The following is an 18,159-nucleotide window of genomic DNA, read 5'->3' on the forward strand; positions in this document are numbered from 1 at the left end:
AAAGGGCAACTACGCATCACACGTAGTTGCCCTTTATTATGTCTGTTTATAATGTCCTTTTTATATTACTGAGCTGCTTTTCTAGCCTCAAGCATTGGCTGATACTTTTCTGTATCGAAAGCTGTAAGGTCTGCCCATCCAAGTCCTTCAAGCTGAGCTGTCATAGCATCCCACTGAGCTTCGAAATCAGCATCATCCTTGGCAAATACCATTCTCCAGGAAGCATCCTTGATTGTATCGCCGCACTGCTTACGGATAAGGCTGATATCTGTTGTATCGATAGCAAGAGCGATGTTGATACTAGGAACAACAGTCATCATCTTGTTGCTTAGAAGATACTCAACATCATCTGCTGCGCCATACATTTCTGTCCACTCCTTGGTGGTTGTTGTCTGGTTCATCTCGATTGTTGATGACCACATATCTGTTCCATAAGGCTCGTTTGTATCTGGGTTAACATCACAAGAAGCTACGATCCACTGGTTGATCTGGTTGTTACCATCATTCCAGTTTCCGCCGCCCTGATCTTCAGGAACAGCAACTTCTGCTGAGAATCTGTTGATACCATCTTCTGTAAGTTTGTACTTACCATTTTCTACTGTGTAGATAAGTCCTTCTGTACCGCCATGCTGGATCTGAACTCCCTCTGGAGAAGCGTACCAGTCAAGGAACTCCATAAGTCTTGCAAAGTTCTCATCTGAAACCTGTGAACCAACACAGAGAACACGACCATCGCCGTAGTATGTGTCAGAAGCCTGGTAAAGGTTTGTATCTGCTACAGGAATCTCGATGTAGTTTGTTCCTTCGTTACCCTTTGCTGGTGTGTTCCAGAAACCATACTGCCAGCTGTACCAATACAGGTATACTCTCTTATCCTGCATCTTGGAAACCATTGAGTTCCAGTCCTGTGTAGCTGAGTCAGGATCTACAAGTCCCATCTGGTTAGCCTGATAGAAGAATTTAAGCATCTTGTAGTATGCGCCGTTCTTGTCTGTAAGAGGAGTGATAGAATTATCTGTTCCAATAAGAACTGATCCGTTAACTTCCTGTCCATACCACTTTGTAAGCTGAGCTACACACTCCATATACTGACTATCCCAGTCTTTCCAAAGGCTGATAGCAAATGCAGGATCACCCTTATCATTCTTTGGATGTGCTGTCTGAATGTCCTTAAGTACGCTCAGAAGGTCATCAAGGTTATTAAGCTTTGGTGAACCAGCTTCTTTGTACATATCCCATCCGATACGAGGATATGAATAAACATGAAGCTGTTTGTATGCTGTAGGGCCATTGTTGTTCATCTCAAGAGGAATAGCATAAATCTTGGTTCCGTCTCCCATCATTGAATTGAACTGCTTAATCTGAGGCATAAACTTTGAAAGATTTGGATACTGCTCGATAACATCTGTAAGGTCATGGATAAGTCCTGACTCTACGCACTCCTGAGCATCTGCATTGTCGAGAATAATAAGATCTCCAAGAGCACCAGCAGCGCAACGTGTCTGATAAAGAGCTGCGCCATCACCAGAAACCTGTGGTGCGATAATGTTAAGATCCATGTTGAACTTATCTTTTACAATCTTTCCATACCATCCGGACTGAACGCCCTGGAAATTAGCTGCTACATCGTAGAAATCTACGGTGTATTCTGATGAGTGGTCAGCTGCAGCTGGAGCAGCGGCTGTGTCGCCTCCTGCTGTCTCTGTAGAAGCTGTCTCTGTATTTGTTTCAGTCTTAGTTTCAGTCTGAGCAGCCCCTCCTGTGCTCTCTGTGCCAGTTTCACCACAGCCTGCCAGCATAGATGCTGCCATGAGTGTAGAAAGAGCAAGAGATGCAATTTTCTTAAACTTCATTTTCATTTCCTCCTTTTCTTTTAAAACACTTAATACCGGTCGCCACCGGTTTGTGCGCATTTGATTTACTTGGCTGAGATTCTTTACAAGGAACCTACCGCTATCACATGCAAGCATGTGATCCGGTAGACGTTCACACTAGCCTCGATAATACCTCGGCAAGTGTTCTCAGCCCTTTACAGCTCCGATCATAATTCCCTTTACGAAGTATTTCTGGAAGATCGGGTACACTAGCATGATAGGAAGTACTACGATAACTGTAATTGTCATTCTTACACTGGTCGTAGTCTGAGTGGTTGCTGCTGCAGCCGCCAGTGAAGAGGTACTTGTATTACTCTGAGCCAGGGATGCAAGGGAGCTGGCCTGATTCAGGTACTGGTATAACACGAACTGCAGTGGATAGAGCTTTGTATCTGTCATAAGTAGCAGTGTATCCTGAAAGGCATTCCACTGATTTACAGCTGAGAAGATAGCAACTGTAGCCATGATTGGCTTTATTACTGGAATGATTACCCTAAAGAACACTGTAAGCACTCCGGCGCCGTCCATCTCTGCTGCTTCCTGCAGCTCTTTTGGCACAGACTCAACGAAGGTCTTGGTCAGGATCAGGTTAAAGGGTGATACAATTGCTGGCAGAATATATCCCCAGAAGTTGTTGGTAAGGTGCATGCTCTTCATGACCAGATACCAGGGAATAATTCCTGCATTGAAATACATTGTTGCTACGATCAGCCTGTACCATACCTTCCTAAGCCACATCTTTTCCTGAGTGAACATAAATCCCAAGTAAGCTGATGCAAATACTGTAAAGCCAGTACCTAGAACTGTACGAAGAAGTGATATCTTAAGGGCCTGAAAAAGGCCATCAATCCTAAAGGCTGATAAATAATTATGGAAGTGTATTCCCTGTGGCCAAAAGAGGATATCTCCCTTTGCGCTCAGGTCATTTGCACTTATTGTGTTGATAACGATATAGTAAAAAGGATAAAGGCACAGGAATGCAGCTATCGTAAATACTATGTAGCATATGATCTCAAGGGTTCTGTCACCTGCGCTAACCTTTATTTTTGTTTTCTGCTCTATTTCTTTTTTCATGGCTCTTTTCTCCGTAACTACCTTTGGAATTTCTAAATCTTTTCTCAGAATCATAGGATGCTCTCCCCTCTGATTGACTTAGATGCTCCGTTGACGATTACCAGAAGAACAACACTGACAAGGCTCTTTAGCATACTGATTGCTACTGAAACTGAATATCCGCCGCTGCCCATGGCCATGTTGTAAACATAAAGGTCCAGAACCTGGATAAATTCTTTGTTGAAAGCGTTCTGGAATACGTAGTATTGCTCCATACCGTTGTTTAGGAAGTTTGCTACATTGATGACCAGAAGTACAAAGTATGTAGGCAAAAGACTTGGTATTGTAATATGCCAGATTATCTGCATTCTGTTGGCGCCATCAACTCTGGCTGCCTGAAGGAGTTCATCATCAATGCTGGAAATTGCCGCGATATACATGATTGCTGCCCAGCCCAGGTTCTTCCAGGTAAGCCACAGCCACTGTGTAAACCACACATGTTCTGATTGCTGTAAAAAGAGAATTGGCTGCTCAACCCATCCAGCCTTGATCAAAAGGGAATTCATCATACCTGTGCTGCTAAAAAGAGCAAAAGCAATTGAGTAAACCATTACCCAGCTTACAAAGTTAGGAAGTGTGGTTACTGTCTGAACAAATTTGCGGAACTTGACACCTCTGATCTCATTGAGAAAGACCGCAAATATCATAGGAAGCCAGCTGGTTCCAAGGGTAATGCCGCTCATCGCAAATGTGTTTTTGAGAACCTGAATGATCTGCTGTACTTTTACAGGGCTGCTAACAAGTGATGCGAACCACTTAAAGCCTACAAATGGGCTGTTTGCCAGCGTCTTTGGTGGCTTGTAATCATAGAATGCATACAACCATCCGTACAGAGGATAATAACAGAATAAAAGAACTAAAATAATGAATGGTAAAACCATTAAGAATAACTGAATTGAATACGCCTTTTTCTTTGACACCCTTACTCCTCCTTTGGTTTAACGTTAAACTAAACAGGTAAAAAATATTGCTCTTACTTTTTTTCACACACGGATTGTCTGATCACCATTTTGCATGGAATCTTGTAAACCTCTGGCTTGTCTCCATTATGCAATTCCCCTTTTGCATGACTTTCTAGTTTATCCAGAAGTAGCTCCGCAGACTTTTTGCCAATCTCTCTTAGTGGAAGTTCTGTAGTTGTCAGCTGTGGCCTGAAGAATGCTGATATACTCTCATTATCAAATCCGACTACAGATATATCTTTTCCTATAGAGATCCCCTTCTCATACAGGTAGTCATATATTCCGCCTGTCATCATGTCAGATATTCCAAAAAGAGCTGTAACCCCCTGCGGTACAAGTTTCTCTGCACCTTCATAACCTGACTTTCTAGACCAGTCCCCGTAGTAGATATACTTAGGGTCGAACAAAAGTCCTTTTTCAAAGACAGCTTTCTGATAACCCATAAGTCTCTGAGCAGTGTGGATGTTATCAATGCGGCCTCCAACAAAGCCTATCTTCTCATGTCCATGTCTTATAAGATATGACACCATTTCATAGGCACTCTGCTCATCGTCTATGACTACCGAAGGAATCATTGGGCTTTCTGAGTATGCATAGCACATCACAACAGGCAGCTCAGTGGTTTTATTGAAAGTCTTGATAATTCTGGCATGTCCAGCCACATAGATGATTCCGTCAACCTGAGCCGACATTACATCCTTGATGACAGGATCAATAACTGAATGATACTCGTCATCTCGCCCATACCAGGTATCCTGCCATCTGTCATACAATCGCAGATTGTGAACAACAACCCTGTAGTCCATTTTCTCGCAGGTTTCCATTATGCTCTCGATAATGGCTGGAGATGTGAACTGTGCAATATCTTCGGCAATAAGAGCAATAGTTCTGCTTCTTTTGATCCTAAGGCCCTTTGCCATGATATTGGGCTTATATCCAGTTTCCTTAATGACTTCCAATATCCTCTGTCTGGTTTCCTCGCTAGTCTTAGCTTTCCCGTTTATTACGTTGGATACTGTAGTTGCAGAAACACCGCATGCTTCTGCAATTTCTTTTAGGGTTACCATTAGTTCTCCTTGAAACTGTGCCGTATATAAATTAACGGCGTTGTTTAGTTATGAATGGTAAATCGTTAAACTAATTTTACTATAGTTTCCTCGGGCCATAATTGTCAATACATTTTATCAATTTGTACAGCAAATACAATTTTCGCCAGAAACTTTTGTGCAATTTGACTTTGACACAAAAATAATAAAACAATAATATGAAATAAGTTACTAATAACAGCGATAAACACGTAAATATTGCAATAATAATAAACAAATGTGCTTAAATACGTGATGTTTATCGTTAAACTAATATGTGCAGGCTTCATTCTCTACATTCCTATGGACCCAAGCACATTTTCGGAGGACCATCATGATTTATTACGTAGATTCCGCAGCTTTTAGAGATGGCGATGGAAGCGAAAAAAGGCCTTTTAAGCATATCAACGATGCTGCAAAGATCGCTGTAGCCGGTGATGAAGTCATAGTTAAGCCAGGTGTGTACAGAGAGCACGTTATCCCTGTTAATGCCGGCACCAAGGAAAGCCCTATTGTTTACCGCTCAGAAGAGCCTTTGGGAGCTGTTATCACAGGTGCAGAACTTGTTTCTGGCTGGAAGAAGGTTAAGGGAAATACCTGGACTGCACGCGTTAGCAATACAATGTTTGGTTCCTACAACCCATATGTTGAAAGAGTTTATGGCGACTGGTACTTCTCTCCTATCATCAGACATACAGGCTCAGTTTTTGTTAATGACAACATGATGTATGAAGCTTCTTCCCTGGAAGAATGCCAGAAGGGAAAGGGTGATCCTCTTGCCTGGGATCAGGAAGCTTGTAAATATCTCTGGTACACAGAGCAGGATGAAAAGACAAATGAGACAGTTCTTTATGCCAATTTCCAGGGGCTTGATCCAAACAAGGAGAAGGTCGAGATCAGTGTAAGGCGCAATGTCTTTATGCCTACCAAGAATCACGTCAACTACATCACTGTAAGCGGCTTTAACATCAATAAAGCTGCTACAACCTGGGCTCCTCCCGCTGCTTATCAGGACGGAATGATCGGTCCTCACTGGAGCATGGGGTGGATAATCGAGGACTGCGAAGTTTATGGAAGCAGATGCTGTGGAATTTCTCTTGGCAAATATCTGGACCCTGAAAATGATATGTATTTTACCAAGAACCATGTAAAGAGCCCTACTCAGATGGAGCGTGACGCTGTCTGCAGAGGCCAGTATCACGGCTGGTTAAAAGAAAAAGTTGGCCACCATATCATTCGTCGCTGTCATGTACATCACTGCGAGCAGACAGGTATTGTAGGTCGAATGGGTGGTGTTTTCTCAACAATCGAGGATTGCGAGATTCACGATATCTGCACTTCACAACAGCTTGGCGGAGCAGAGACCGCCGGAATCAAGCTCCATGCTGCAATTGATGTAACCATAAGAAGAAATCACATTCACCACTGTATAGAGGGTGTATGGCTCGACTGGGAAGCTCAGGGAGCACGCATCAGCCAGAACCTTATGCACGACAACTATAGACATGGCGGCCTTAAACAGGCACAAGGCGCTATGTTCTCAACTGACATATTCATTGAAGTTGGCCATGGCCCTACACTTATTGATAACAACATACTTCTGTCACCTACAGCAGTAACTATTCCAAGTGAAGGCATTGCAGTTATCCACAATCTGATCCTTGGTGGCTTTGCTCTTGTAAACTCAGGTGTAGACAGCGTTGTTAACGGTCAAAGAGAGCCTCGCTATACTCCTTACCACATCCGCCACAGGACTGAGGTTGCCGGCTTTATGACAATCCTCCACGGTGATGACAGAATTTACAACAATGTGTTTATTCAGCAGCATCCAATAACAGACAAGAAGAAAACTCCAGCCGACTCCGAATATGAAGTAGTTGGAACCAAGCCTTTTGACATATTCCCTTCCTACGAGGAATGGATTAGTCAGTTTGACTTTACCAAGAACCCTGATATGGGAGGCCTGGCAGAGGCACACTTTGGACATCTCCCTGTATGGATTGAAGGAAATGCTTACTTTGGCGGCGCTACTGTTTCCAAGCATGAAAAGAAAAAGAATCATCTGGAAGATAAGAAAACAAAGGTCACTGTAGAAATCAAGGAAAAGGATGGAGACTGGTATCTGAAGACCAACTACGAGAAAGCTCTTGGAGATCTACTTGATGGCATCATCACAACTGACACCCTTGGAAAAGCCTTTGAGCCAGAGCAGAGATTTGAAAATACAGACGGAACTCCAATCACGTTTGATAGGGATTTCTATGGCAATCACAGATCATCTGACACAATTCCAGGGCCACTGTCATCAGTAGGAAGCAAGGAATTCCTTGTTTTCAAAAAGCTTGAAATTAAATGATCAAATAAAGTAGAAAAAAAGAGATGAGTACATTTGCAAATATGCAAATGTCTCATCTCTTTCTTTAGTAGAAGTATTAAATCAATATATATAGATATTATCGATCAAAGTGCCTCGTGGCATGTACGAGCGATAACGTCAAGCTGCTGCTCCTTAGTAAGGTTGATGAACTTAACAGCATATCCTGATACACGGATAGTGAAGTTAGCATACTCAGGCTTATCAGGATGCTCCATAGCGTCGATAAGCTTCTCCTTACCAAATACGTTAACGTTAAGGTGGTGTGAACCCTGGTTGAAGTAACCATCAAGTACGCTAACGAGCTTGTTAGCTCTCTCCTCGTCGTCATGACCAAGAGCGTTAGGGTTCATTGTCTGTGTATTTGAAATTCCGTCGAGAGCGTACTCGTAAGGAATCTTAGCAACAGAGTTAAGTGAAGCAAGAAGGCCGTTCTTCTCAGCACCGTAAGATGGTGATGCACCAGGTGCGAATGAAGCGTAAGCAGGTCTTCCATCAGGTGTAGCACCTGTAGCCTTACCATAAACAACGTTTGATGTGATTGTAAGGATAGATGTTGTAGGCTCTGAATCACGGTATGTGTGATGCTTCTCAATCTTCTTCATGAATGTCTTAAGAAGCCATACAGCGATTTCATCAGCTCTCTCATCATCGTTACCATATCTTGGGAAGTCTCCCTCTACCTTGTAATCAACAACAAGGCCTGACTCATCACGAACTGTTGTAACCTTAGCATATTTAATAGCTGAAAGTGAATCTACAACGTGTGAGAAACCAGCAATACCAGTAGCGAATGTACGTCTTACGTTTGTATCGATAAGAGCCATCTCAGCTGCTTCGTAGTAGTACTTGTCATGCATGTACTGGATAAGGTTGAGGATATTTACATAAAGTCCTGCAAGCCAATCCATCATGATGTCATACTTGTGCATAACTTCGTTATAATCAAGAACTTCTGATGTAATAGGTGCCATCTCAGGTCCAACCTGCATGTGCTTGCCATCCTTTGTAAGGAACTTCTCATCCTTACCACCGTTGATAGCGTAAAGAAGACACTTAGCAAGGTTTGCTCTAGCTCCGAAGAACTGCATCTCTTTACCAGTCTGTGTAGCAGATACGCAGCAGCAGATGCTGTAGTCATCGCCCCAGATAGGTCTCATAACATCATCGTTCTCGTACTGGATTGAAGATGTTGTAACAGAGATCTTAGCAGCATACTTCTTGAATGTAGCTGGAAGCTTTGAAGTATAAAGAACTGTAAGGTTAGGCTCTGGTGAAGGTCCCATGTTCTCAAGTGTATGAAGGAATCTGAAGTCGTTCTTGGTTACCATGTGACGTCCGTCCATACCAAGTCCACCAACCTCAAGAGTAGCCCATACTGGGTCACCTGAGAAGAGGTTGTTGTATGAAGGAATACGAGCGAACTTAACCATTCTGAACTTCATTGTCATGTGGTCGATAAGCTCCTGAGCCTCTGACTCTGTAAGAGTTCCCTCTTTAATATCTCTCTCAATATAGATATCAAGGAATGTTGAAACACGTCCAACAGACATAGCAGCACCGTTCTGAGTCTTGATAGCTGCAAGATATCCAAAGTAAAGCCACTGAACAGCCTCTTTAGCGTTCTTAGCTGGCTGTGAAATGTCGAAGCCGTAAACAGCTGCCATTTCCTTCATTCCCTTAAGAGCTCTGATCTGCTCTGAGATCTCTTCTCTCTGACGAATGATGTGGTCAAGCATTGTTCCATCGCCGCAGTTGTTGTAATCTTCCTGCTTCTTGGCAATGAGGTAGTCGATACCGTAAAGAGCAACTCTTCTGTAGTCGCCTACGATACGTCCACGTCCGTATGTATCTGGAAGACCTGTTACGATGTGGCTGTGTCTAGCAGCTCTCATCTCAGGTGTGTAAGCATCAAATACTGCCTGGTTGTGTGTCTTGTGGTACTCTGTGAAGATCTTGTGGAACTTCTCATTAACCTTGTAGCCGTATGTCTCAGCAGCTTCCTCAGCCATCTTGATTCCGCCGTAAGGCATGAATGCTCTCTTAAGAGGCTTGTCTGTCTGAAGACCAACGATCTGCTCAAGATCCTTCATAGACTCATCAATATATCCAGGACCGTAAGCTGTAAGACTAGAAACAACTTCTGTCTCGCACTCAAGGACACCGCCCTTTTCACGCTCCTGCTTCTGAAGCTCCTGAAGCTTGCCCCAGAGCTTGTTAGTAGCATCTGTAGCATCAGCAAGGAAGCTCTCATCTCCATCATATGGTGTGTAGTTGTTCTGGATGAAATCTCTTACGTTTACATCATCCAGCCAGTGGGTTCCTTTAAACCCTCTCCATGCTTCGTTCATAATATAAACTCCTTCTCAAATATTTAACATGAATTGTTAAAATATTGTCACTTATATTTACCGTTGAGTATATTAGCAAAATAGAAAAGTCTAAACCTTGATTGTAATCAAATTTGGTAAATAATTCACAATTTCTACACATATTTTTTCGATAAAAAAACGAGGTATCAAGTACAAACGTACTCGGTATCTCGTTTCTAAGCATTTTATCTCTGTTTTGAAAATATTTCTCACTCGCCTCTTAAAATTCTAGTGGCGTTCTGAACACGATCTGCTGTTGGAGACTGAACACCCTCAAGCTTATAAGGAATTCCAAGTGCCTCAAATTTGTGCTGTCCCATGGTGTGATATGGAAGCACCTCTATCTTCTGGACATTTGAAAGGGTCTCAATAAAGGCTCTTGTCTGATGAAGATAATCATCATTATCTGTAATTCCAGGTACTAAAACGTGTCTGATCCAGATTGGCTTGCCAATCTCAGATAAATATTTCATTCCCTCGATAATGTTGTCATTTGGAAGTCCTGTGAGCTCTATATGTTCCTTGCAATCTATATGCTTGATATCAACCAGCAAAAGATCTGTATACTTCATAAGTTCCTGGAACTTGCCAAAGAATTCGCTGTTCCTATCAGGATCAAAAGGCTGAAGTGCTGTATCTATACAAGTGTTGATGCCACGCTCCTTGGCCATCTTGAAAAACTCGATAAGGAAATCTATCTGCAGAAGTGGCTCTCCTCCACTTACAGTTATTCCTCCATCTTCGCCCCAGTAACCACGATATCTCTCTGCAAAGTCCAGAAGTTCCTGCGGTGTTCTCATATCATCTGAATGAGGATCCCAGGTATCTGCGTTGTGGCAATACTTGCAGCGAAGCTTGCAGCCTTTCAAAAATACTATGAATCTGATTCCTGGTCCATCGACTGAACCAAAAGTTTCTACGGAATGAATTGCTCCTTTTAACATTTAATACCTCTTTTAATCTTACTGAGATACATATATCTCTCTAAGTGCATCTCTGTCAATAACCTTGATCTTGGCGTGACCACGCCTCTCGATAAGGCCCATTTTCTCCAGTTCCCGAAGCTTGCGACTGACTGTTTCCATTCGAAGACTTACACTCGCCGCAATGTCATCGAGTTTCAATACTATATCATCTGATGGGCTTCTGTCTACCCTATACATCAAAAAGCCCGCCAGACGTGCCATTGGGTCCTTTGTAGAAAGAAGCATGTTTCTCTCATTGGCATCATGGAGTTTTTTACTAAGCATAATAATGATATTCATAGCAGCGGTTGGATCTTTTACCACCTTGATGAAATCATCCCTGTGGATCTGACAAATGGATGCGTTGGACAGGCAAACTGCAGAATACGGATAAACACTGCCATCCAGAAACATTCCTTCCCAGATGATATCATGATCTGCCAGGATTGTTATGATCTGCTCTCTTCCAAGAGAATCGTAGCGACATAATTTAACCCTGCCCTTCCTGATGATACAGATCGAATCCACCACTTCACCCTCGTTAAAGAGATAGCTCCCTTTTTTGAGATTGGCATGCTTGGAGTGCTCCATCAGGCTGACCTGGGCATTTACTGGAAGGCCCTCGATAAGAGGAACGCTTTCAGTGCAAAATCCGCCGCACTCCTCACAAATATTGAGGCCTATAATGCCTCTTTTTAGTTCTTCTGCCCTTTCCTGATTCTGGTAGACACCCTTTCCTTTATATGAAGTTGTCTTTGTCTGTTCTTTATTATCCTTCATATTATTTCACCCACGAATGCCGTATTTATCGCTGCTGATTACTATGTGTGTCGTGCATCACTCATAGTTATTGATCATTTACTGACGAGACCACAGATAACAATATGCCTGAGTTCTGGCCGCAAAGGGCTGAGTTTTTAGCAGTTCCCTTACCTGCTCTTTTGTATACCAGCCTGGCTCTATCTCTTCGAGAGTTGATGAGCTCTTGGCAAAAGAACCATCTGCTCTTCCTACACAGCACACATTCTTTTCATTAGAAAAGCCCACTGCGCTATAACTCTCACCAATCCAATCATCTATTGCAATGAGATCCAATCCTGTCTCTTCCTTGAGTTCGCGCCTTGCGCTTTCTTCCGGAACTTCTCCCGGATCTATAAGACCTGCCGGGAAGTTATAAACCCATGCTCCCGGAGCCATCCTGAATTCCTTATTTATGAGTATCTTCTCACCACTCATATCATGCATGATAAGAACCACCGCATCCGGTTTCTTATTATGTATATCGCCAAAGTCCTTGAGATCTGGATTTCTACTGATGATCTCATAGGTCTTTTCCTTGTCATCTTCTGTTCTGTAGTGCAGGTCATATCTTGTTATAAATTTGCCCTGCTCCTTCTTTTCTAAATATTCAAATTTCATTTATGGTATTACTCCTGTTATTATTTTAAATGCAATCACCTTCGCTGGTTTTATTCTATCTATTCACCATTTATCCATAAATATTCCATTATCGCTGCCCCATTCTCAGCACGCTCCGTATACGATTTGTCTGATGCCGCGGATGAAGCTGTAATCAAGGCCGCCCTCGATCTGCTGCATGTAGATTACGATTAGTTCCTCGTTAGGATCTACAAAGAAGTAGGTTCCTGCCTTGCCATCCCAGCCGTACTCACCGATGCTGCCGTTTGAGCATGCCTGTGCCGGGTCTGTGAGAATGCGGAAGTAGTTGCCATAGTTGTAGCCAAGACAGCCATTCATGTCGTGGAACTGATCATGTATATCTCCAGAAAGCTGTGGAGAAGTCATGAAGGCAAGGGTTCTCTTGCCGATGAGCTCTTTGCCATGGTATGCACCCTTGTTGAGGAGCATCTGGGCAAAGTGAGCATAATCGTTGGCTGTGGTATAAAGGCCAGATCCGCCCATTTCAAGCCAAGGCATTTCTGTGGGGTTCTCCATCTCCATGCGGCGCTTTACATCGTCCTCAGCGCGAACTACCTTGCCTGTCTTGTCACGTCTGTAAAGAACAGCCTGTCTGAAAGCCTTGCTCTCATCAATCCAGAAACCTGTATCCTCCATGTTGAGAGGAGTAAAGATCTCCTTTTTCAAAAAGTCTGAGTATCTCTTGCCTGTGATCACTTCTATAACACCAGCCAAGATATCTGCAGAATGGCCGTATCTAAAGCCTGTTCCAGGTTCAAAGGCAAGATATCCCTCTGCCAGCTTGTTACAGACATCAACGTTGCTTCTAAGAATGCCAGACTGTCTCTGAGTCTTGGCCTCTTTGTAAATCTTGGTCATAGACCTTTCTGCCTCGCCGAAATCCCCTGAATAGACGATTCCTGAGGTCATATTGAGAAGGTCCTTGACTGTGATAGGGTTTCTAGCCTTGGTAATTCCCTCTGGTGAAGCCACCTTGCAATCAGCAAAGGCTGGCAGATAATCTGAAACCTTACTCATAAGATCAAGTTCGCCGCGCTCATATAAAATCATGGCTGCCATAGCTGTAATTGGCTTGGTCATACTGAATATCTTATAAATGCTGTCTTCTCTATCTGGTTCATAGTGATTTTCGTATACTCTTTTTCCATTGTGCTCAACAACTATTGTGGCACCCTGTAATAAGCCTTTTTCACGCTGGCTCTCTATAAGTGTATCGAGCCTTCCAAGTTTCCTAATGTTCATAATATCCTTCCTGTCCAATATAAACTTATTAAAACATGTACTGGTCTTAATCCTATACATGCATTCTGATCATCTATTATTTATCTAACCCCTTTAGTATACTATATTTTTTTGCACTTTACAGCGTTAACTTATAAGGTGATTAAAGGGCCGAAACTTTGACAGCTCCGGCCCTTAGCATTGTTTATGATATTCTTTTTATCTTAGAACTTTACAGATGGCAGCATGTACTTTCTCTGATAGAAGTCCACAGCCTTCTCGAAACCATCTGCCTTTTCGTGCTTGAGTGTTTCAATATACTCATGTGCTTCATAAAGATCATCTTCAACCTCTATGATACCAACAGCTATATTGCTGCAGTGGTCAGCTATTCTCTCGAAATCTGTACCGATATCGCTCAGGTCAAAGCCTTGCTCAATAGTACATTTACCCTTGCGAAGTCTTCTGACATGGCGGCGCTTAACTTCCATGTTGATTCCGTCGATTGTCTCTTCAAGAGGTTCAATAGTCTTGGCAAGGTCCACATCCTGCTGGGTAAAAGATCTAATTGCAAGATCCATGATCTCTTTAACCGCTGCTGCAAAGATCTCCATCTCTGACTGTGCCTTTGGAGAAAATTCTCTCTTATTATCTGCCATGTTCTGAGCCTTCTGGGCAATGTTGAGAGCATGGTCTGAAATACGCTCATAGTCAGTGATACAGTGAAGAAGAAGTGACAATGTATGGCTATCCTCTGGTGAGAGGTGGTGGTTATTTATCTTCATGAGGTAGGTTCCAAGCTGGTCTTCATATTTGTCAATCTGACGCTCTATATGTTCAACCTCCTCTGAAACTTCCTTGTCATATTCTGTAATAAGGCCAATAGCTTTATTAAGTCCATCCTGGGCCATCTGAGCCATAGTGATCGCAGCCTGACGGGCCTGCTCAAGAGCAAATGGAGGGTTTGAAAGAAATCTTGGATCCAGTGTACGGATACCCTGCTGTTCTTCCTGCTCCTTTTTCTCTTTCTCATCGATAGGAATTGTCTTGAGTGCAAGGTTAACAAGGAGCTGGGCAAATGGAAGCATAAGTGGTGTAGCCACAAGATTGACCAGTGTGTGGATTCCGGCAATGCCTACCATTCCTGCCTTGTCATCCATAAAACTAAAATGAACTATTGCATTAACTGCATAGAAGATGATCATGAAGGATAATGCCTTGATCACGTTGAAATAAAGGTGCATCAGAGCCGTTCTCTTACCATTCTTGTTGGCTCCAAGGGATGAGAGGATTGCTGTGATACAGGTACCAACCTCAGCACCGATGACTACTGGGATTGCAATGCTATAGTTGATCATAACTGAAAGGGAAAGAGCCTGAAGTACACCGATTGTTCCGGCTGAGCTCTGGATTACCATTGTAAATATGATGCCTACCAAAAATCCGATGACAGGATTGCTGAAGGTTGTAAGAATTGCCTTGAAGGAATCAACGTCCTTAAGAGGTGATACTGCGCTGGACATTGACTGCATACCAAACATAAGAACTGAGAATCCAAGAAGGATTGTTCCTACATTTTTCTTTTTCTCGGTCTTAGCAAACATGTAAAGCGCGATACCGATAAGAGCCAGAAATGGTGTAAAAGATGCTGGCTTTAAAAGGTTTATTATAAAGTTATCACTGCTGATTGCATTTAAAGACAAAAGCCATGCTGTAAAGGTTGTTCCCAGGTTAGCACCAAGGATAACGCTTACTGCCTGCTTCAAGGTCATGATACCTGAGTTAACAAGGCCGACAACCATAACGGTTGATGCAGATGAAGACTGGACCAGAGCGGTTACACCCACTCCGAAGAGATACGCTATCACGGGATGTTTGGTCACTTTGGCAAGGACGCTTTCAAGTTTGCCTCCTGCCATTTTGGTAAGGCCGCCGCTCATGACATTCATTCCATAAAGGAACATCGCCAGACCGCCGATCAATCCCGCAACTAGGCTGAACATTTCTAATGAACTCATTTTTCCTCCTGTAGGCATTTCTCCCCTGATAGCTGCGCGCTATCAATGCCTATAATTAAAAAACTCTTTTGTTACAGCTATAATATTACAGTATTTACTTAAAAAATGCCATAAAAAAGATTTAGACTTAATTTCCGGCCTATTTTTTCTCTTTTCCATCAAGAAGTACACCTATCAACGCGCCTATCAGCACTCCGGCAAGAGTCCCCATCCACAGGTTTGAAAAGGTTATACCCATGATAAAACCTGCAATAAGTCCCACAAAAATGTAAAATCCTGTCCAGGAAGTCTTTTGCTTTTTAATTGAATAATAGTCAGAACCGTCTTTGTTTTCTCTATAGACGTAACCAGCCTTTTCAAGGCCTTTCACGCGATGATCATTCTCATGTCTGCACTCTGTGCTGATCTCTCTTATGTTCTTAAAGCGGAAGGCAAAAGCTGCCATGGAATAATATATTTCGGAAATGATCTTGGTCTTCTCATAGGCTGGCTCTAAATCCACAGTCATTTTCACATTGTCCTGAAACATGCCCTCCTCAAAGCGGATGCTGCCTACCTTGTCATCGCTCCCCTCTTTTAAAGTAACCTTCCATTCGCTGTCAAAGAGCTTCTCTATGTCCTCTGGTGTTATATTAAAATGCGTTGTTACAAGCGGAAAAATATTCTCTGCCATTTCCCCAATCCTCCCTGATAATAGTCTTGTCTTCTTCCTATTGTCTTCTTATAGTTTTTTATCGAACCTTATATACTCCCCAAAGTGGGATTTGTTTACTCGTACCTGTCTTGGGTCATCAGACTCTGCTTCTGCATCGTCAGCCCCAGGATACTTTTGTCCGTATATATTTTCTTCTATGGATACTGTTTTGTTCCTGATAAATCCCAGCTTTTCGCAAAGTCTTATGGACACTTCGTTTTCTTTTTTCACCAGGGTCTGAACTGTCTCAAGCCCCAGGACTTCCTTGCCATATTTAAGGATGGCATCGCACGCCTCATAAGCGTACCCTTGTCCCTGATAGGCCTTTCCTATGAGGAATCCAAGTTCTATATTTTCAAAGCCGTTTCGTATAGAATACCCGGCTCTTCCAATGACTTCGCCATCGCTCTTCCTTACTACTGTCCATATTCCAAAGCCCATAAGGCCATAGACTTTCTCGATATAATCCTTCTGGTAGCGCTTCTCATCCTCAGGATTTTCGAAAAGGCCTTCCATGTACTTGGTCATCTCAGGCTCTTTGTATAGTCTGTAAAACTCGTCCACATCATCCACAGTGCTCTCTCTGATAATGAGTCTGTCTGTGCGGATGACTTCCCAGGGCTCGCCTGCATATCTCTGGTAAACCTTGGTAAAAGAATCAGCTTCAACCTGATCTATATCATCAAAGATATACTTAAGGCCGTCAAACTTCTCATCTCTATTAAGGTCATGGAGCATTCCTATGCAGTAATAGCCCTTTGCAGAAAGAGTTTTCGCATCCTCTGAGCTGTCGCAGATTATCAGTGTGTTCTTTTTCCCTGCGGCCTTTATCTTAGAGTAGGACTCCTCTCCCATCTCAAGAAGCTTTATGTTATAGCCAGAGTCCTCCAGATACTGGGCGCAGCTTACTATTTGCGCCAGCACCTCTTTTTCCTCTATTGCAGATTTAGTTATTGAAAAAATAATGTTTTTTAACATAACTTTATTATAATGACAAATGTTAAAGGGCGGCAAGCCAGATTTACTGACTTGTCGCCCTTAAAGTTTAATTATTTATCTTTTCTGCTATATCAGCCCTCTTCTTCCTCTTTTTTCTTTTTTCCAGTGAGTAAAAGAGTTACTGCTGTAGCAGCAGCAAGAATGATTGCGAATACTCTTGTTGCCTCGTTTGTTGTATCCTCTGTCCTTGCTCTTCTTGCTCCGAGAACTGCCTGTCCACTTGTAGGCTCTTCTCTTCTAGCGCCAAGTACTGCCTGTGCAGCTGGTGTAGGTGCTGTAGGAGCTGGTGCATCAGGAATTGTTACTGGTGTTGTTGGTGTAGGATCTGGTGTAGGTGTTGGAGGTGTTGGAGGTGTAGGTGGTGTAGGCGCGTTATCCACGATGCAATATACTACTGTATCGTACTCCGGAACCTCAATTGTTTCATTGTCTGCCGCACTTACCTTTAATGCCAGAAGCTCTTTTGCTTTTGCCAGTGCTCTGTCAAAAGGAGTTTCTCCTTCTGCATTCTCTACCTTCTCTATCTGCCATGCTCCAAATACATAACCGGAAATACTAGGTCTTTCTGGAAGTGCAAGTATGTCTCCTGCATGGAATTCTCCATTATGAGTCTTAAGTTCTTCTAACAGGCTATCCCAATTTGCAGGTGCTGTTACGCCGCTTGCTAATCTGTATTCAAAGGTTACAATGTATGTTATTTCTTCAAATACGCCAATAAACTCTACGTCATCAGCTGGCATCTCAAACTTATTGTCTTCGATAGCTATATCTGCAGCTGTTGCCCATCCGCTAAATACATATCCGCTTGCTATCAGATCTGCTTCTACAGTTACTTCTTCTCCATATTTGTAAGATTTAGCTTCCGGAACCTCTACGCCTTCTGGAATAGCATTATCATCTAATGTGTACTTAACCTCATACTCTTCTCTGTCATAGTAGAGCTTTATTACAAGACTTCCATCTCCCTGTACTATTGCTGCATCAAGCTCATCTTCTCCTGCAAAGTACTGATTTCCATCTTCGACATACTCAAAGCCGTCTA

14 protein-coding genes are annotated in these 18,159 nt (G+C 42.8%); 1 reads left to right on the forward strand and 13 read right to left on the reverse strand.

What is annotated here, in order from left to right; translation table 11 throughout:
• Positions 1-65: 65 nt before the first annotated feature.
• The 4 genes from G631_RS0110865 to G631_RS0110880 form a co-directional block, all read right to left on the reverse strand.
• On the reverse strand, positions 66-1,853 hold the full coding sequence (locus G631_RS0110865) for a sugar ABC transporter substrate-binding protein (RefSeq protein ID WP_026489471.1): 1,788 nt from the start codon (positions 1,851-1,853) through the stop codon (positions 66-68).
• A gap of 168 nt (positions 1,854-2,021) precedes the next feature.
• Complete coding sequence (locus G631_RS0110870) at positions 2,022-3,002, reverse strand: carbohydrate ABC transporter permease (RefSeq protein ID WP_330365699.1); 981 nt, start codon at positions 3,000-3,002, stop codon at positions 2,022-2,024.
• Entirely contained in the window at positions 2,999-3,907 is a 909-nt protein-coding gene (locus G631_RS0110875) for an ABC transporter permease subunit (RefSeq protein ID WP_026489473.1), read from the reverse strand. The genes G631_RS0110870 and G631_RS0110875 overlap by 4 nt, the downstream gene beginning before the upstream one ends.
• A gap of 53 nt (positions 3,908-3,960) precedes the next feature.
• Positions 3,961-5,016, reverse strand: coding sequence for a LacI family DNA-binding transcriptional regulator (locus tag G631_RS0110880; RefSeq protein ID WP_026489474.1), 1,056 nt, complete (start codon positions 5,014-5,016; stop codon positions 3,961-3,963).
• 352 nt (positions 5,017-5,368) lie between these two features.
• Here G631_RS0110880 and G631_RS0110890 point away from each other — a divergent pair, with 352 nt between their 5' ends.
• Positions 5,369-7,390 carry a right-handed parallel beta-helix repeat-containing protein gene (locus G631_RS0110890; protein WP_026489476.1) on the forward strand — a complete coding sequence of 674 codons (2,022 nt, stop codon included), beginning with the start codon at positions 5,369-5,371 and terminating at the stop codon, positions 7,388-7,390.
• A 104-nt stretch (positions 7,391-7,494) separates the two neighbouring features.
• Here the strand turns inward: G631_RS0110890 and pflB are convergent, their stop codons facing one another.
• From pflB to G631_RS0110935, 9 genes are all read right to left on the reverse strand, one after another.
• A complete protein-coding gene (pflB, locus tag G631_RS0110895) occupies positions 7,495-9,759 on the reverse strand; it encodes a formate C-acetyltransferase (RefSeq protein WP_026489477.1) in 2,265 nt (754 codons plus the stop codon).
• Between the two features lie 230 nt (positions 9,760-9,989).
• Positions 9,990-10,724 (reverse strand): pyruvate formate-lyase-activating protein, encoded by a 735-nt coding sequence (pflA, locus tag G631_RS0110900; protein WP_026489478.1) that lies wholly within the window; start codon positions 10,722-10,724, stop codon positions 9,990-9,992.
• 18 nt (positions 10,725-10,742) lie between these two features.
• Complete coding sequence (locus tag G631_RS0110905) at positions 10,743-11,525, reverse strand: Crp/Fnr family transcriptional regulator (RefSeq protein WP_026489479.1); 783 nt, start codon at positions 11,523-11,525, stop codon at positions 10,743-10,745.
• A gap of 78 nt (positions 11,526-11,603) precedes the next feature.
• On the reverse strand, positions 11,604-12,164 hold the full coding sequence (locus G631_RS0110910) for an NUDIX hydrolase (RefSeq protein ID WP_026489480.1): 561 nt from the start codon (positions 12,162-12,164) through the stop codon (positions 11,604-11,606).
• Positions 12,165-12,269: 105 nt separating this feature from the next.
• Positions 12,270-13,427: a serine hydrolase domain-containing protein gene (locus G631_RS18900; protein ID WP_051197149.1), complete on the reverse strand. Its 1,158-nt coding sequence runs from the start codon at positions 13,425-13,427 to the stop codon at positions 12,270-12,272.
• A 203-nt stretch (positions 13,428-13,630) separates the two neighbouring features.
• Complete coding sequence (locus G631_RS0110920; RefSeq protein WP_026489481.1) at positions 13,631-15,424, reverse strand: Na/Pi cotransporter family protein; 1,794 nt, start codon at positions 15,422-15,424, stop codon at positions 13,631-13,633.
• 139 nt (positions 15,425-15,563) lie between these two features.
• Positions 15,564-16,097 (reverse strand): hypothetical protein, encoded by a 534-nt coding sequence (locus G631_RS0110925; protein WP_026489482.1) that lies wholly within the window; start codon positions 16,095-16,097, stop codon positions 15,564-15,566.
• 48 nt (positions 16,098-16,145) lie between these two features.
• Positions 16,146-17,042, reverse strand: coding sequence for a GNAT family N-acetyltransferase (locus G631_RS0110930; protein WP_026489483.1), 897 nt, complete (start codon positions 17,040-17,042; stop codon positions 16,146-16,148).
• 146 nt (positions 17,043-17,188) lie between these two features.
• Positions 17,189-18,159, reverse strand: a 971-nt coding sequence (locus tag G631_RS0110935; protein WP_026489484.1) for an InlB B-repeat-containing protein, incomplete at its 5' end; no start/stop codon positions are given.

The sequence above is a fragment of the Butyrivibrio sp. XBB1001 genome (assembly GCF_000424505.1).
In the GTDB taxonomy this organism is placed as follows: domain Bacteria; phylum Bacillota; class Clostridia; order Lachnospirales; family Lachnospiraceae; genus Butyrivibrio.

Bases quoted from the DNA above. Each gene is read 5' to 3' on its own strand.
- G631_RS18900 (WP_051197149.1), bottom strand. From the start codon at position 13,427: ATGAACATTAGGAAACTTGGAAGGCTCGATACACTTATAGAGAGCCAG.
- G631_RS0110870 (WP_330365699.1), bottom strand. From the start codon at position 3,002: ATGATTCTGAGAAAAGATTTAGAAATTCCAAAGGTAGTTACGGAGAAA.
- G631_RS0110925 (WP_026489482.1), bottom strand. From the start codon at position 16,097: ATGGCAGAGAATATTTTTCCGCTTGTAACAACGCATTTTAATATAACA.
- G631_RS0110905 (WP_026489479.1), bottom strand. From the start codon at position 11,525: ATGAAGGATAATAAAGAACAGACAAAGACAACTTCATATAAAGGAAAG.
- G631_RS0110880 (WP_026489474.1), bottom strand. From the start codon at position 5,016: ATGGTAACCCTAAAAGAAATTGCAGAAGCATGCGGTGTTTCTGCAACT.
- G631_RS0110910 (WP_026489480.1), bottom strand. From the start codon at position 12,164: ATGAAATTTGAATATTTAGAAAAGAAGGAGCAGGGCAAATTTATAACA.
- pflB (WP_026489477.1), bottom strand. From the start codon at position 9,759: ATGAACGAAGCATGGAGAGGGTTTAAAGGAACCCACTGGCTGGATGAT.
- pflA (WP_026489478.1), bottom strand. From the start codon at position 10,724: ATGTTAAAAGGAGCAATTCATTCCGTAGAAACTTTTGGTTCAGTCGAT.
- G631_RS0110890 (WP_026489476.1), top strand. From the start codon at position 5,369: ATGATTTATTACGTAGATTCCGCAGCTTTTAGAGATGGCGATGGAAGC.
- G631_RS0110920 (WP_026489481.1), bottom strand. From the start codon at position 15,424: ATGAGTTCATTAGAAATGTTCAGCCTAGTTGCGGGATTGATCGGCGGT.
- G631_RS0110865 (WP_026489471.1), bottom strand. From the start codon at position 1,853: ATGAAGTTTAAGAAAATTGCATCTCTTGCTCTTTCTACACTCATGGCA.